Source organism: Acinetobacter sp. 1207_04, from assembly GCF_052850415.1.
Window position 1 is genome coordinate 38,992 of sequence record NZ_VXCQ01000007.1, and the last position, 13,695, is coordinate 52,686.

Sequence of the window (13,695 nt, forward strand, 5' to 3'; positions counted from 1 at the left end):
TTATGGCAACACTAAGGGAGCCTATAAAAGTCTTTATAGTTCAGTCTCTTGCTTGCTTTGAAACACCTCAACAGGTAGCTGATGCTGTAAAACAAGAATTTAACATTGAAATTGAGCGTCAACAGGTATCGGCTTATGACCCAACTAAGTCCACAGGTAGAAATCTCAGCAAAAAATTAAAGGACTTATTTCATAAAACTAGGAGTGATTTCAAAACCAATGTTTTTGGCATCCCTTTGGCTAATAAAGCTGTACGCCTTTCTGAGCTTCAAAAGATTTATGACGATCCTAAAATGAATAGGGTATTGAAATTGAAGTTAATTAGGCAGTTCAAGGATGAAATGCAGGGTTATGAGATTCAGCTTTTAGACATTCAACTAAAACAGCTCGAAATAGACAAGATTAAAAATGGTGATGGTGAAGGGGCTGATGATCCAACTCCAGTCAAAGTGACCATTCAGGTCGTAGATGCGAGTAAAGAAAATGCCGAACATCAATCCGACCCTGAATGTGCCTCAGGCTAATTTTTTACAGCTAGAAAATAAATTTCGTGCATTTGTTGCTGGATTTGGATCAGGAAAAACATGGGTAGGCTGTTCAAGTCTTTGCGATAAATCATGGGGATTTCCTAAGGTGCCACTTGGGTATTTTGCACCCACTTATCCGCAAATTCGGGATATCTTCTTTCCGACTATTGATGAGGTGGCATTTGACTGGGGATTAAAGACCAAGATTTATGAATCAAATAAAGAGGTGGATATTTACTATGGTCGCCAATATCGAAGCACAATCATTTGTCGATCTATGGAAAAGCCTCAAACGATTGTAGGTTTTAAGATTGGTCATGCCTTGATTGATGAGTTGGATGTAATGCCGACTGTAAAGGCTCAACAGGCATGGCGAAAGATCATTGCCCGTATGCGTGTGAAACATCCTGGTCTAATCAATGGTATTGATGTTGCAACGACCCCTGAGGGATTTAAGTTCACGCATCAGCAGTTTGTGAAGGAGGCAAATTTAACACCTGCAAAGCGTGCACTATATGGAATGATTCAAGCTTCGACATATGACAATGAAGCAAACTTACCTGATGATTATATTTCATCCCTTTATGAGTCATACCCACCGCAATTGATTTCAGCGTATTTACGTGGGCAATTCGTCAACTTAACGAGTGGTGCGGTCTATCCTGATTTTGATCGAAAGCTAAACCATACCGATGAAGAAATTAAACCGGGTGAGCACCTAATCATCGGGATGGACTTTAACGTCTTAAAAATGGCTGCTGTGATTTATGTAATCCGTGAAGACAAACCATTAGCATTAGATGAAATGGTCGGTGTGCGCGATACACCCGCAATAGCTACATTACTTATTGAGCGTTTTCCATTTCATGAAATGACAGTAATACCCGATGCTGCAGGGCAATCAACATCATCGAAAAATAGTAGTGAATCAGATCATCAAATTTTACGTGACAAAGGATTTAGAGTGGAGGTTAGTGGAACAAACCCTGCTATTAAAGACCGTATTAACTCTGTAAATGCATTGATTCTAAATGGTGATGGTGAGCGTACATTATTGGTAAATACTAATAAGTGTCCACGCTTTACGGAAACACTTGAGCAGCAAGTGTATGACGATTTTGGTATGCCTGATAAAAAATCTGGTTTAGACCACGTTGGTGATGCTGGTGGTTACCCATTAGCAAAGAGATTCCCAATTATTAAGCCAGTGCTAAGCATTCGCGACATTCCTATTTTTGGACGAAGATAATGACAATCACATCAAAGCACGCTGAATACAGTGCGAATATTGACGCTTGGGTAAAAGTAGATGATGTTTGTAAAGGGCAAAAGGCAATTAAGGATAAAGGGAAAACCTATTTACCAAAGCCTGTAACATTTGGAGATGCTGAGTATGAAGAATACTTAGCTCGTGCAGTATTTTACGGCGTAGTTGGTCGAACTCATAAGAGCAATGTTGGGCAGGCATTCAATAAATTACCTGACTTTAAGCGACCCAATGATCTAGAGTATTTAGAACGAAACTCTGATGGTTCTGGGCGTTCTATTTATCAAAACTCACAACGAGCTTTAGATTTGATTCAGCGTCACTACCGCTGCGGTATCTATGTTGATTATCCGCAAGTTGCACCGAGCCGAAGTCGTGCTGAGGATAAGCAGAAAAATGCCTTTCCAATGATTCATGTCTTGAATAGTAAGTCTATTCACGATTGGGATCATATTATTGTCGGGAACCAAAAGAAGCTTTCATTTGTAAAAATACTAGAATCAGTGGCGACTCGTACAGCAGATGGGTTTGGGCGTGAAACTAAAGACCAGTATCGAATATTGCGACTAGAAGATGCAGGTCAAGGTGATTTCATTTACACGGTACAAATCTATCAGCAGAACGATAAAGGCAATTGGGTAGAGGGACCACAATACATACCTACTGATTATCATGGTAGACATTGGGATTACATTCCATTTACCTTTTGTGGTGCTATAGATAATACAGATGAGATATATAATGCACCTTTACTTGAATTGACGGACTTGAGCCTTGCACATTATCGCAATAGCGCTGACGTGGAAGAATCGGGGTTTATTGTTGGCCAACCAATTATCTGCATGCCTGAAATTACTCATGAACAATACGACATTGTGAAAAAGGAGGGATTGTCAGTGGGTTCACGCAAAGGCTTCCCTGCAAAAGTCGATGTAGTTCAAGCTAAAGAGAATAATCTTGTCAAACAGCTCATGACTGATAAATGGGCGCAGATGAAAGAAATGGGTGCGCGTTTAATTGAGGTCGGTTCTGCTAATAAAACCGCAACACAGGCTGATAATGAGGACTCTGTACAGCATTCGGTATTATCACTCGCCGTGTCTAATATCAGTGAAGCTTTTCAGATGGCTTTACGTTGGTGTGCCAAGTTTGCATTGCCAAATCATGATTTAAGTCCTGATGAGCTGAACTATGTCATTTCGCAAGACTTCAACAAGCCTAAATTCAGTGAGGAGCGAGCTAAACGTCTTTATGAAGCTTGTGTAGGTGGAAACTTGCCCTGGGTGGTTTGGTATCAATACGAACAGACTGGCATCTTCTCAGAAGAAAAATGGGAAGAGATTGAGAAGCTGATTGAACGGCAGGTAGATGGCGGTATGAGCAATCCATCAGATGATGAGGAATAAGTATGGATAAATTAGCGCAGAAAGCTCTCATTGATGCGCTGAGCCAACATCAAGCGTATCTATATCGAGCATCAGCCCAAAGTGTAAATGAGCTTACAGATCAATTTAACAAGCTTTCAAATGCTCAATTACTTCGGCTGAGTGGATTACTAGCAGATTTAACTGAATCTGAACGTAAAGCGTTACAAGGTCTTAACTTTTTGAGTAAAGGGAAAGCCAGTCGAAATATTGAAGAGATTAAAACCATTCTGAATGAGTGGTTTAAATCCATTGATAATGATTTAAGTGTTGGTTTTGATAAGTCGGCATTACAGCTTGCGATTTACGAAGCGACATATTCAGCAAATTTAATCGCAGGTGTTGCGGTGGCTATTAACGCTGAAGATGTTTATAAAACTGCGAAGAAGGTTCCATTTGCAGGTGGTCAGTTGGTTGATTACCTCTTCAAAGATATTGCATCTTCACTTCGCAAGAAAGTGGAGTACGTCATTCGTGATGGTGTATCGCAAGGTCAGACAAACCAACAGATTGTTCAGCGAATAAAAGGTCGAAAGGCAAACGATTATAAAGATGGTTTGCTTGAGGCTGAAAGACACAGTATTGAACGGCAAGTTAGAACAGCTCGAAGCCATATAAGCAATTCAACTTATATTGATACTTATAAGGCGCTTGGTTATGAATATGTAAAAGTTGTGGCAACATTGGATGGTCGCACCTGTAAGTACTGTGCCTCAATAGATGGAAAGGTTTACAGGGTGGATAATCCAGCAAGACCTAGATTTCCTGTACATCCACATAACCGCACAACATACATTGGATGCGATAAAGGTGGTGAAGTCGCAGGAAAAAGACCATTTGTGGCTGATAAGCGAAGTGTGAAAGATATTCCGAAAGATCAGCGTGATGGGAAAATTGGTCAGGTTGATGCAAATACATCATTTAAGACCTGGTTTGATAGTCAGGACGAGGGTTTTCAGCGTCAATGGCTTGGTAAATCTAAGTTTGAGTTGTATCAGAATGGAAATTACAGTTTAGATAAATTCTCCGATCCGTTGAATCATCGTGGTTATACATTGGCTGACATGAAGGCTTTGGATAACAAAACATTCAACAACCTAGATTTGTGATTTGTGCAAGGTATAATCGATTTAAGCTTTATTAATAATTTGGAATGAAAGTGAAATTAATATTATTTTTGCTTGGTCTCTTAATTGCAGGCAATAGCTTAGCAAATAATGATGATTCTTTTGAAGAAACATATAAAAAAATACTTGCTCAAAGCTATGAAAATCAGATGATGCATTACTTACTCCAAGAAAAACTTGATAGTAAACAAGTGAGCCAAGCTGAAATAAAAGAGCTCCAAAAACTAAAATGTGCTTCATATCTTTCGGAATTTGAATTTTATGAATTTACATTAGCCAATATAGCTGAGTTCAAAGCTTATCAGACTAAAGAAGGCTTAAACCCTCATAAGGTATCGAAAGACAAGTTGGGGCAAGACTATCTAGACGCAGAGAATCGGATGAAGAGTGAAAATCTCAGTTGCAGATGAGCCTACTAAAAAAATTAAAGCACCCAATCGGGTGCTTTTTTTACACCTGCTGAAAGTGGATACGGACAGCGTAACGAGCGGATGCTCACTCTAAAAGGGTCGGATGACTTATGAAACTTAAAACAGTAACTGTCGAAGGCAAAACTTATGCAGAAGTGAATGAGCAAGGTCTGCCTCTGTATATTCACGATGACGGCAAGGAGGTTGCTCACGATGCACCGCAAACAGTTGCAACTATTAGTCGCTTGAATGGTGAAGCACGTACCAATCGTGAACGCTATGAAGCAGCTGAAACCTCACTCAAAGCTTTTGAAGGCATTGAAGATCCAACGGCAGCCAAAAAAGCTTTAGAAACCTTAAAAAACTTTGACGATAAAAAACTGGTGGATGCTGGTGAAATTGAAAAAGTAAAAGCTGAAGCAATTAAAGCTGTTGAAGATAAATACGCTCCGATTGTTCAAGAACGTGATGCATTTCAATCGCAATTGCATAACGAACTGATTGGTGGTGGTTTTGCTCGTTCTAAGTTCATTCAAGACAATATCGCCGTGCCGGTTGACATGATTCAAGCCACTTTTGGGAAGAACTTCCAAATTGAAGGTGGAAAAGTTGTGGCGGTTGGTGCAGATGGTCAAAAGATTTATTCACGTGCTCGACCGGGTGAGGTTGCTGACTTTGATGAAGCATTGGAAACCTTAGTTGGTGGATACCAATACAAAGATTCAATTCTAAAAGGCAATCAATCAGGTGGCGGTGGATTCCAAAACAATGGTGGTCAGAACCCTGGGCTTAAACGTGGCGATATGACTGCTAAAGACAAGTCGGATTACCTAAAAGCGCATGGTCAAGAATCATATTTAAAACTTCCAAAATAAGGAGTCGTAATGACTACAGTTAACAGTGACATGGTTATTTATAATCAATTGGCACAAACAGCGTACTTGGAACGCTTGCAAGATAACCTTGATGTATTTAACAAAGCATCAAACGGTGCGATTCGTTATGTGAACGAAGTTATTCAGGGAGATTTTAGTCAAAAATCTTTCTATCGCGTTGGTGGTGGTATTGAGCATCGTGATGTGAACTCAGTAGCAAAAGTTACACCTAAAAAGATTGGTGCAGGTGAAATGGTCGGTGTGAAAACCCCATACAAATATGGTCCATACTCTTCTACTGAAGAAGCATTTAAACGCCGTGCACGTTCACCTGAAGAATTTGCTGAAATCATCGGTTATGACTTAGCTGATGCATTAGTTGCAGGTCGTTTGCAATATGGTCTAACAGCGCTTAAAGCGGCTATCACAAGCAACCCTGATATGATTGCTAAAGGTAGTATCGCTACTGATGGTCGTAAAGCTTTAACCAAAGGCATGCGTAAATTTGGTGACAAGTTTGGGCGCATCTCTCTATGGGTTATGAACTCTGACACGTATTTCGACATTGTGGATGAAGCCTTAACTAATCAGGTCTATGGTGAATCTGAATTAGTCATTTATGGTGGATTACCAGGAACATTGGGTAAACCTGTTCTTGTCACCGACCTAGTAGGCGACAATGATGCATTTGGCTTGCAGGCGGGTGCATTAACGGTGACTGAATCTCAGGCACCGGGTTTCCGTGCGTACGATATCAATGATGAAGAAAACTTGGCTATTGGTATGCGCGCTGAAGGTACATTCAATTTAGATCTGCTTGGTTACTCTTGGGATTCTTCAAAAGGTGCAAATCCAACACTTGCATTGCTTGGTGCGGATGCAAATTGGAAGAAGTACGCTACGAGCAACAAGATGACTGCAGGCACCTTGCTTGATCTGTCAGGTACACCATAAATAGAGGGCATTAGCCCTCTTTCTTTTTGTGAGAAAGAAATGAAAATTATCTATGCGAAGAAAAGTTCAGGAATTGATGAGCAGGGTTCATTTCAGAATCCTGAGTATTATTTAAAGCCTGAATCAAATGCTCAATTGGTCGTAATCTATGGTGAATATCCTCATATCAAAACTGACTATGAAGAGTTAGGCATTAATGTTGAAGTGCGTGAGCTACCTAAAGCTAAACCGCTAACAGTTGACCTTAAAGTCGGTATCACGCCCGAGCTTCAAAAAGTTATTGATCAAGCTAAAGCAGAATGCGAAAAGGTTGTTGCTGAAAATGTGGAACTAAAAGATCAGTTAGTTACATCAAAAGGCGAATTCATGGCTTTCCGAAATGATGTGGACGCAATGAAAAAGAGTATTGCTGAATTAGAGCCTGTAGTAGATAAGAAACCAACTGCTGCGGAGTTAAAAGCGGCTAAAGCTGCAGAAGCTACTGAACCAACGAAGGAATAAGTAAATGAGCTTTATTACACAACAAGAAGCGGAAAGTATTTTAGGTGTTGATTTTGCGCCTGATAGTGATAAAGCTCGCCTTATTCTCTTATCGAATACGTGGATGAAGAACCAAATTGGATTCGTGCCTGACCCAATCCATGAAAATCTAAAGTTAGCCAGTTGTGAAATCATCAAGGGTATTTTGGCTAAGGTGATTTACAACGGACAAGATCAAGTTTTAAAGCGTAAAAAAGTTAAAGCTGATTCAGTAGAATCTGAAAAAGAATTTCAGGACGGATCTGTTGCGTTATCAAGCTTTGAGCAGATTGCATTAGCATTTATCGATTCGGTGGATGGTTTAAAACCTAAGATCGGATTCAGTTTTGAAGTGAGACGTTAATGATCAACAACAACTATGTGCCTGAGTGGTATACATCGCCATTCCAACACGTTAAATATACATTGGCACGTAATCAGCTTCATATGGATATATTCTTCGATAATATGAATGATGTTGATGTGTTCATGTCGAATGGCTGTGATGCTCAAGTAAACTTTTATGATTGTGATTCTCTTGCCATTGTACAGATTGGTGATACATCAAAACGTACCTCTGTAGAAATTCACGGCTTATTGCTTCACGAAGCAGTCCATGTCTGGCAGAGAATTAGACAGCGAATGGGTGAGCGCAACCCAAGTACAGAATTTGAAGCTTATTCAATCCAAGCTATTGCACAGGACTTGTTTGCGATGTTTGAAGAAAGCGAGGTTTAAATGGGCTTACGCGAAGAGCTACAGGCTGACATTGCAGATGCATTCAATACTGACTTGAAGGATGCTGTATCAGAATTTACATGTACTAAGATAATTTACAGTGGCGAAATGGATTTTGCTACACAGACTTATCCTATTATTGGAAATGAAACTTATAGTGGTCGTGGTACCTTATTTGGTTCGTATCAAAAAGACATGGTGAAGCCTGTTGATTATCAGGTCACGGACTGTAAAGCCACTGTGTTGCAAAGTGAAGTGATTGGTGCGCCACAGATTAGTGATGTGTGGATGACGGTGAAAGGTGAGTTCAAGGTCGTAAATATTGGTGCTGATCCAGTGGATGCTATTTGGAAAGTGCAGTTGCGGAAAGAATAGTTTTAAGGTTTGGGATGGGTGAAATATATGGCATGGCAAAATAATCCGACCAACTTCACCCTTCAAGTTTTAAAAGATGCGACTGAATTGCAAAGAAAAATTGCAGGGGCAATGCTTCAACAAGTGATATTAAGATCACCTGTGGATTCGGGGGCATTTCGAAGTAATCATCGAGTTTCATTAAGAATTATTGATAAGTCTTTTGATAAAAAGAGCACAGGTAATGATGCTTTAGCGAAAGGAATGACCACGATATTGCAGGCTAAATTAGGGCATTCGATTTACATACAAAATAATCTGCCGTATGGCATCCGACTTGAACGAGGTTGGTCGCAACAAGCGCCATTGGGTATCTATTCTTTATCTTTCCAGTCAGTAATGAGTAAATATAAATGATGACACTCCAACAAGCCGAGACTGAAATTTATAAGAAAATAGGGCAGTTTTCAGGTGTGGATAAAGTCAATCTGAGAATTGAAAATCAACCCACAGTCGATGGAAAGCCATTTGTACCACCAACTGATAAACCATGGTGTCGAGTGACTGTGCAATATGCCGATAGCTTGATTGCAAGCATTGGTAATGCGCCGTGTATTCGTGATCAAGGTATTATATCTATTCAATGCTTTGCACCTAAAAACTCAGGCACTCTTGCGATGACTAGCCTGTGTGATGAATGGCGTTCAATGCTTCAAAATTTTGGTGTATTAGATCTAGAAATTTACAAGGTTCATGCACCACAAAGCATGGATGATGATGATTTTTACGCTAAGATAATGAGAGCTGAATTTAGGGTGAATTGAGATGGAAGATCTTCCTCAAGAATTATATGAATATTGTTTATTTACTTGTGATTATGGCGAACCAAGAAATTCGAATTATGTGCGTGTTAAATCGTTTCATGACAATGAAAGCGCATTAAAATATGCCTCGGAAGTTTTAGGCTTGAAGCCAGCGCATGAGCTGTACGAATTTGAGATTGTCAAACAACCGAATAAAGTAAAAATAAAAGAGCTTCTTGATCTCAAAAATCAGTATGTTCAGTTACAAGATGAAAAGATAGAGTTGATAAATAATATCAGACTAGCTTCGCAATGCCCGCCTGACTTGGAAAGCAAGTCAATATCCGAGCTTATGCGTATTTACTATGCGACCATTAATGATCAATGTCCTCAATGTGGGGGGAATATAACCAAATTGCCATTTACATCAATTTACCCATCTAGCAAATCTTAAAGACAAGCTTCCAAAAGGGTGCTTTTTAATTACCTAATCATACCGCCTCCTCAATGGAGGTTTTTTTATGCCTTAAATAAGGAGAACTTCATGAGTTCTGGAGTTAAGCAACTCACACGTGTAGGTTCTGAAGCAACACCGGGTGTGATTGCATCAACTTGGGAAACCTTTGCATTTACAGCTAATGGTCTTGATGCAAAAGCTACTACAACTGAATCACAAACTATTAAAGATACTCGTATTGCTGCAGGTACACTCGTTACAGGTATTGAGGTTCAAGGAGACCTAGAAAGTGAATTTGCATACGGCACTCAAGACGACTTGCTCGAAGGTGTTGCATTTAATCAATGGGTGAACAATGTTTTAACTTTTGGTGGCACAACACGAAAAACTTTTTCAGTGGTGCGTGGTTTCAAGGATATTGACAACTACCAAGTTTTCACAGGTTGTCATTTTAATCAGTGGACGTTGTCGATTCCTGACAGCGGTATTGTGACTTCAAAATACTCAATTATGGGTATGAAGCGAACAGCGTATGAAGTTGCACCGACAGGAACCGTAACACCTGCTGTCGATGCACCTGTTTTAACCAGTCTTTCGACCGGTGATATTCTGATTGATGGTCAAAAGAAAGCAGGGATGTGTGTCACACAACTTGATCTAACTATTGATAATTCAATGCAGATTCAAAAATGCTTAGATTATGAAAATAATATCTCCGCAATTTTAGAAACCATCATGAAAGGCACGGGTAGCTTTACGGTTGCTTGGTCTAAAAACACTGCTGAACTTTACGAAAAGCAATTCTTAAATGAGCCGATTTCGCTTGAATACTCTTTAAAAGACAGTGCGGGTAATAAATACACATTATCTCTACCTAAATTACAGCTTTCAGCACCTTTGCCGAGTGGTAAAGCAGGTGACATTCTAACCACTCAATTCTCATTCACGGTTGCTGATGAAGCTCCAACATTAACTCGTATTCCGAAAGTGGGTCCTTAATATGTTGATTGAAATCGAAGAAGAAAAGATTGAGTTTAAGTCTGAATGGTTTGATTTCAAAGATGGCGTAAAGCTACTTATTGCAAGCGCTAATAAACCATCATTCAATCGGGCTTTAGAGCTTAATGGTATTCAGGCTGAACAGGAGCTAAACGGCTATAAAGAAATTACAGACGAAAGTGCCATCAAAGCTAAACTTGGATTTAATCGATCTGTAGCTCACTTGTTACTTGGTTGGTCAGGTTTAATTGGTAAAGATAAAAAGCCGATTGAATACTCGCATCAAACATCTGAATTGATTTGCACAAGTTCAAAGCAGTCTTTCGATATTATTGTATTTGTTCTTGCCAAGGCTAAAGAGTTGCGTGACCAAAAGAATGCAACAATTGAAGAAGAAGTGGGAAAGTCCTCAAGCACTACGAGCAAAGAGGCATCCAGTGGTGCGAAGAGAAAACAGCCGAGGTCTACGAAAAGTTAGGTATTCAGGCACCTGAGCGACTTAAGCCAAGCTTTACCGCAAGCCACATCATCAATGCTTTTAATCTCATCGCCAAATCGAGAAAGTTTACCGCTTTCCCGAATGGCGGTGGGTTTTATCAGCCATTATCACTTCAAGACATTCAAAGTTATTTTGATATTTTTGGCTGTGACTTGGATAAAAGAATGTTTGTTGAGTGTGTGTTTGCGTTGGATGGGAAGTTTTTAAGCCAGTGTAATTCTTAGACTAATCCTCATTAATTTGTTATTTTATAGGCAAATAATGAGGGGTTTGGGATGGAACATAAAGTATTAGGTGAGCTTTTCGGGGTTGAGATTCACACACCAGTTACAAGAAGTGAGATTAGACGTCTCGTAAAAGAAAAACAGGATTTTGTAGACAATAAGGTAAAAACCGAAGGATTAACACTACATCAAGCGTTATTAGATGCAGGAGATATGGTTGAAAATTTTATTAATAATCTAAGTGAGGATGATGGGAAGTCTTTTGTAAATTATTATGCAGACGAAGTCTTAGCTATTAATGACCCAACAGTGCTCAACGATGGAGTGATAAGTAAATCTGAAGCTGAAAACTATCACCTACAGGCACAATTCATATTTAATGAACTTTCTGCAAATCTGCAAGTATATGGTTCAAATTCAGCTTTAACTGGAGCTAGTCCCGCAAATGTACAGTTAGCACTAGATTATATTAATCGTAGTTTAGAAATTGAACCTGAAAATCCTATTTATCTCAATCTAAAAGGATTGCTTATATGGAATGGATTAGGTGATAAAGCAGGAGCAAAACCTTTAATTGAGAAAGCTGCAAAATTAGATCCAAGAAATATTACAATTCAACATAACCTTAAGTCTCTGCAAGATCCTAATGGGTGTTTTATTGCAACCGCTGCTTTTGGAACACCCGTTGCTTATGAGGTAAATGAATTACGATACTTTAGAGATACTTGGTTGGTCGAAAAAAAATTAGGTCAGTTGTTCATCAAGAGTTACTATAAGTTAAGTCCTAATTTTGCAGATTTTATTTCAAATAAACCAATTTTAAAAAAAATCATTAGATTGGCATTAAAGCCAATAATTAGACGAGTGGAAAAATTTAACAAATCAAAAGCACCCTAAGGTACTCTTAATCATGAGGGAAAAATGAATAGAAATTTAGAAATAAGAAATGATGCAGAAACCATTGAATCAATCTATAAGGAATTGATTGATTGTGATTTTATTCGTGATTTGGCAGATCAGTATGAAGAGCCATTAAAGAAAGATAAAATAGTAGTAGATTATCTTGATTTATTTGGTCAGTGCGTTGCGTGTATGAACTTTGAAGACAATTTTGCCATACGTGACCATTTGGGTGGGTGGCGCAGAGCTAACGCATCCGAGGCGTGCGACATGTGTTACGGGAAGCTTGAAGGTATGCAAATTTTATCAAGCTAAGTATTATTGGTAATAAACCACTCTCAAATTGAGGGTGGTTTTTCATTTGAAATATCAAGCCAAAATACATCTTCAAACTTCTCGCATACACCAACTTTTTTGAGTTCATTGTATATGGATAAAGCGGTATCAACCTTAACGGAGTTTCCCTGCTCAGCTCTTGTTACATAGTTCGATAGAACTCTGCTACCACTAACAAAGCCACATCTTTTTGATAGTTCATAAACTGTTAAGCCCGCCTTTTCACGCAAACAGGCAACATTATTCCTTATTTCCATTGCTGCACCACGAATTAAATTTTAAAACATTGTAGCACAATAAAAGATAATTACTACTTTTTGTGTTAGCACAATAAAAAGAATTGACACAATAAAAGATATTAAATAAGATGACCATATCAAGGCAATAAGCCCTGAAAAAAAGAAACCCCTTGCAGACGTCGAAATCAGGCAAGGGGTTTGTGTCTAAACCAAAGGAGATAAAGACATGGCTAGTTTAGCATTAAGCTTTAATGAAGTGAAATTTAACCCAATTGTTCAGCATGATGGTCAGATTTGGCTTTCATCAGGTGAATTAGCACAGGCATTGGATTACAAGAGTGTTAAGTCTGTAAGCAATCTTTACAACTCAAATAAAGATGAATTTTCCAACTCTATGACTCAGGTCATCGAATCAGTGACCTCAGGAAACTATAAGAAAAAGTCTCGTATCTTCTCACTACGTGGCTGTCACCTAATAGCAATGTTTTCACGTACTGATGTTGCTAAACAATTCCGCAAATGGGTGTTAGATGTATTAGACAAAGAAGTTGGCGCTCCTGTTGCCAAAACAACAAAAGTGGAACGCACACCATTACATGATGCTCATGCTATGTTGGTAGCTAAGACTAAGCACCTAAACTCTAGTGATGCATGGAAAATCATTAATCAGCGTTTTGGAACACAGAGTATTAATGAAATCCCTTACGATGCCATTCCTGTCGCCGTGGAGTATGTTCATCATTTGATTGCTCTTTATAGTAATGCGGAGAAGAAACAATTTTCACATGCTGATCTACAGAATATGCATGCCCTTGCAACACACATGATATGGGCACGTGAATGGTGGAGAGAGTTTGGTGAAGTAATCAGAAAATTGAGTCCTATTATAGCGGGAAGAGTGAATGATCACTTTATTGATGGCTCAAGTGTGGCTTGGCAGTTTGTAAAGGCTGATGAAAAGCAACAATTGAGGGAGTGTGTAAAAAGTTTTGATTGGTTTACTGCAACTTATCAGCAAAAATTGCCAATATAGAAATAGCTTA

At 39.0% G+C, this 13,695-nt stretch carries 20 protein-coding genes; 19 read left to right on the forward strand and 1 reads right to left on the reverse strand.

Features of this window, described 5'->3' with window-relative positions; translation table 11 throughout:
* Positions 1 to 2 precede the first annotated feature (2 nt).
* From FW754_RS07790 to FW754_RS07875, 18 genes are all read left to right on the forward strand, one after another.
* Entirely contained in the window at positions 3 to 524 is a 522-nt protein-coding gene (locus FW754_RS07790; protein ID WP_446324293.1) for a DUF2280 domain-containing protein, read from the forward strand.
* A complete protein-coding gene (locus tag FW754_RS07795) occupies positions 484 to 1,776 on the forward strand; it encodes a terminase large subunit domain-containing protein (protein ID WP_446324294.1) in 1,293 nt (430 codons plus the stop codon). Before FW754_RS07790 ends, FW754_RS07795 begins: the two co-directional genes overlap by 41 nt.
* Positions 1,776 to 3,200, forward strand: a complete 1,425-nt coding sequence (locus FW754_RS07800; RefSeq protein ID WP_446324295.1) for a DUF4055 domain-containing protein — start codon at positions 1,776 to 1,778, stop codon at positions 3,198 to 3,200. The genes FW754_RS07795 and FW754_RS07800 overlap by 1 nt, the downstream gene beginning before the upstream one ends.
* A 2-nt stretch (positions 3,201 to 3,202) precedes the next feature.
* A complete protein-coding gene (locus FW754_RS07805) occupies positions 3,203 to 4,327 on the forward strand; it encodes a minor capsid protein (protein WP_446324296.1) in 1,125 nt (374 codons plus the stop codon).
* 50 nt (positions 4,328 to 4,377) lie between these two features.
* Positions 4,378 to 4,755, forward strand: a complete 378-nt coding sequence (locus tag FW754_RS07810) for a hypothetical protein (protein ID WP_446324297.1) — start codon at positions 4,378 to 4,380, stop codon at positions 4,753 to 4,755.
* Between the two features lie 110 nt (positions 4,756 to 4,865).
* Positions 4,866 to 5,630: a DUF6651 domain-containing protein gene (locus FW754_RS07815; protein ID WP_446324298.1), complete on the forward strand. Its 765-nt coding sequence runs from the start codon at positions 4,866 to 4,868 to the stop codon at positions 5,628 to 5,630.
* A 9-nt stretch (positions 5,631 to 5,639) separates the two neighbouring features.
* Complete coding sequence (locus FW754_RS07820) at positions 5,640 to 6,584, forward strand: major capsid protein (protein ID WP_409512492.1); 945 nt, start codon at positions 5,640 to 5,642, stop codon at positions 6,582 to 6,584.
* Between the two features lie 39 nt (positions 6,585 to 6,623).
* Positions 6,624 to 7,085, forward strand: coding sequence for a hypothetical protein (locus FW754_RS07825; RefSeq protein WP_446324299.1), 462 nt, complete (start codon positions 6,624 to 6,626; stop codon positions 7,083 to 7,085).
* A 4-nt stretch (positions 7,086 to 7,089) separates the two neighbouring features.
* The gene (locus tag FW754_RS07830; RefSeq protein WP_446324300.1) at positions 7,090 to 7,467 is read left to right on the forward strand and encodes a hypothetical protein; all 378 of its coding nucleotides are present in this window, start codon (positions 7,090 to 7,092) and stop codon (positions 7,465 to 7,467) included.
* On the forward strand, positions 7,467 to 7,841 hold the full coding sequence (locus FW754_RS07835; RefSeq protein WP_446324301.1) for a hypothetical protein: 375 nt from the start codon (positions 7,467 to 7,469) through the stop codon (positions 7,839 to 7,841). Before FW754_RS07830 ends, FW754_RS07835 begins: the two co-directional genes overlap by 1 nt.
* On the forward strand, positions 7,842 to 8,216 hold the full coding sequence (locus tag FW754_RS07840) for a glutamate 5-kinase (RefSeq protein ID WP_446324302.1): 375 nt from the start codon (positions 7,842 to 7,844) through the stop codon (positions 8,214 to 8,216).
* 27 nt (positions 8,217 to 8,243) lie between these two features.
* On the forward strand, positions 8,244 to 8,612 hold the full coding sequence (locus FW754_RS07845; RefSeq protein WP_446324303.1) for a hypothetical protein: 369 nt from the start codon (positions 8,244 to 8,246) through the stop codon (positions 8,610 to 8,612).
* A complete protein-coding gene (locus FW754_RS07850; RefSeq protein WP_446324304.1) occupies positions 8,609 to 9,019 on the forward strand; it encodes a hypothetical protein in 411 nt (136 codons plus the stop codon). Before FW754_RS07845 ends, FW754_RS07850 begins: the two co-directional genes overlap by 4 nt.
* A gap of 1 nt (position 9,020) precedes the next feature.
* On the forward strand, positions 9,021 to 9,452 hold the full coding sequence (locus FW754_RS07855; protein WP_446324305.1) for a hypothetical protein: 432 nt from the start codon (positions 9,021 to 9,023) through the stop codon (positions 9,450 to 9,452).
* A gap of 90 nt (positions 9,453 to 9,542) precedes the next feature.
* Complete coding sequence (locus FW754_RS07860) at positions 9,543 to 10,454, forward strand: phage tail tube protein (protein WP_446324306.1); 912 nt, start codon at positions 9,543 to 9,545, stop codon at positions 10,452 to 10,454.
* A 1-nt stretch (position 10,455) separates the two neighbouring features.
* The gene (locus FW754_RS07865) at positions 10,456 to 10,932 is read left to right on the forward strand and encodes a hypothetical protein (protein WP_446324307.1); all 477 of its coding nucleotides are present in this window, start codon (positions 10,456 to 10,458) and stop codon (positions 10,930 to 10,932) included.
* A gap of 296 nt (positions 10,933 to 11,228) precedes the next feature.
* Entirely contained in the window at positions 11,229 to 12,074 is an 846-nt protein-coding gene (locus tag FW754_RS07870) for a tetratricopeptide repeat protein (protein WP_446324308.1), read from the forward strand.
* Between the two features lie 24 nt (positions 12,075 to 12,098).
* The gene (locus FW754_RS07875) at positions 12,099 to 12,392 is read left to right on the forward strand and encodes a hypothetical protein (protein WP_446324309.1); all 294 of its coding nucleotides are present in this window, start codon (positions 12,099 to 12,101) and stop codon (positions 12,390 to 12,392) included.
* Between the two features lie 23 nt (positions 12,393 to 12,415).
* Here the strand turns inward: FW754_RS07875 and FW754_RS07880 are convergent, their stop codons facing one another.
* Positions 12,416 to 12,670, reverse strand: coding sequence for a transcriptional regulator (locus tag FW754_RS07880; protein ID WP_446324310.1), 255 nt, complete (start codon positions 12,668 to 12,670; stop codon positions 12,416 to 12,418).
* Between the two features lie 208 nt (positions 12,671 to 12,878).
* Here FW754_RS07880 and FW754_RS07885 point away from each other — a divergent pair, with 208 nt between their 5' ends.
* On the forward strand, positions 12,879 to 13,685 hold the full coding sequence (locus FW754_RS07885) for a BRO-N domain-containing protein (protein WP_446324311.1): 807 nt from the start codon (positions 12,879 to 12,881) through the stop codon (positions 13,683 to 13,685).
* Positions 13,686 to 13,695: the final 10 nt, after the last annotated feature.

Excerpts from the sequence above, each read along its gene's own strand:
- FW754_RS07855 (WP_446324305.1), top strand. The coding sequence starts at position 9,021 with ATGGAAGATCTTCCTCAAGAATTATATGAATATTGTTTATTTACTTGT.
- FW754_RS07815 (WP_446324298.1), top strand. The coding sequence starts at position 4,866 with ATGAAACTTAAAACAGTAACTGTCGAAGGCAAAACTTATGCAGAAGTG.
- FW754_RS07880 (WP_446324310.1), bottom strand. The coding sequence starts at position 12,670 with ATGGAAATAAGGAATAATGTTGCCTGTTTGCGTGAAAAGGCGGGCTTA.
- FW754_RS07870 (WP_446324308.1), top strand. The coding sequence starts at position 11,229 with ATGGAACATAAAGTATTAGGTGAGCTTTTCGGGGTTGAGATTCACACA.
- FW754_RS07820 (WP_409512492.1), top strand. The coding sequence starts at position 5,640 with ATGACTACAGTTAACAGTGACATGGTTATTTATAATCAATTGGCACAA.
- FW754_RS07790 (WP_446324293.1), top strand. The coding sequence starts at position 3 with ATGGCAACACTAAGGGAGCCTATAAAAGTCTTTATAGTTCAGTCTCTT.
- FW754_RS07845 (WP_446324303.1), top strand. The coding sequence starts at position 8,244 with ATGGCATGGCAAAATAATCCGACCAACTTCACCCTTCAAGTTTTAAAA.
- FW754_RS07800 (WP_446324295.1), top strand. The coding sequence starts at position 1,776 with ATGACAATCACATCAAAGCACGCTGAATACAGTGCGAATATTGACGCT.
- FW754_RS07825 (WP_446324299.1), top strand. The coding sequence starts at position 6,624 with ATGAAAATTATCTATGCGAAGAAAAGTTCAGGAATTGATGAGCAGGGT.
- FW754_RS07860 (WP_446324306.1), top strand. The coding sequence starts at position 9,543 with ATGAGTTCTGGAGTTAAGCAACTCACACGTGTAGGTTCTGAAGCAACA.
- FW754_RS07835 (WP_446324301.1), top strand. The coding sequence starts at position 7,467 with ATGATCAACAACAACTATGTGCCTGAGTGGTATACATCGCCATTCCAA.
- FW754_RS07795 (WP_446324294.1), top strand. The coding sequence starts at position 484 with ATGCCGAACATCAATCCGACCCTGAATGTGCCTCAGGCTAATTTTTTA.
- FW754_RS07805 (WP_446324296.1), top strand. The coding sequence starts at position 3,203 with ATGGATAAATTAGCGCAGAAAGCTCTCATTGATGCGCTGAGCCAACAT.
- FW754_RS07865 (WP_446324307.1), top strand. The coding sequence starts at position 10,456 with ATGTTGATTGAAATCGAAGAAGAAAAGATTGAGTTTAAGTCTGAATGG.
- FW754_RS07885 (WP_446324311.1), top strand. The coding sequence starts at position 12,879 with ATGGCTAGTTTAGCATTAAGCTTTAATGAAGTGAAATTTAACCCAATT.
- FW754_RS07850 (WP_446324304.1), top strand. The coding sequence starts at position 8,609 with ATGATGACACTCCAACAAGCCGAGACTGAAATTTATAAGAAAATAGGG.
- FW754_RS07875 (WP_446324309.1), top strand. The coding sequence starts at position 12,099 with ATGAATAGAAATTTAGAAATAAGAAATGATGCAGAAACCATTGAATCA.
- FW754_RS07830 (WP_446324300.1), top strand. The coding sequence starts at position 7,090 with ATGAGCTTTATTACACAACAAGAAGCGGAAAGTATTTTAGGTGTTGAT.
- FW754_RS07840 (WP_446324302.1), top strand. The coding sequence starts at position 7,842 with ATGGGCTTACGCGAAGAGCTACAGGCTGACATTGCAGATGCATTCAAT.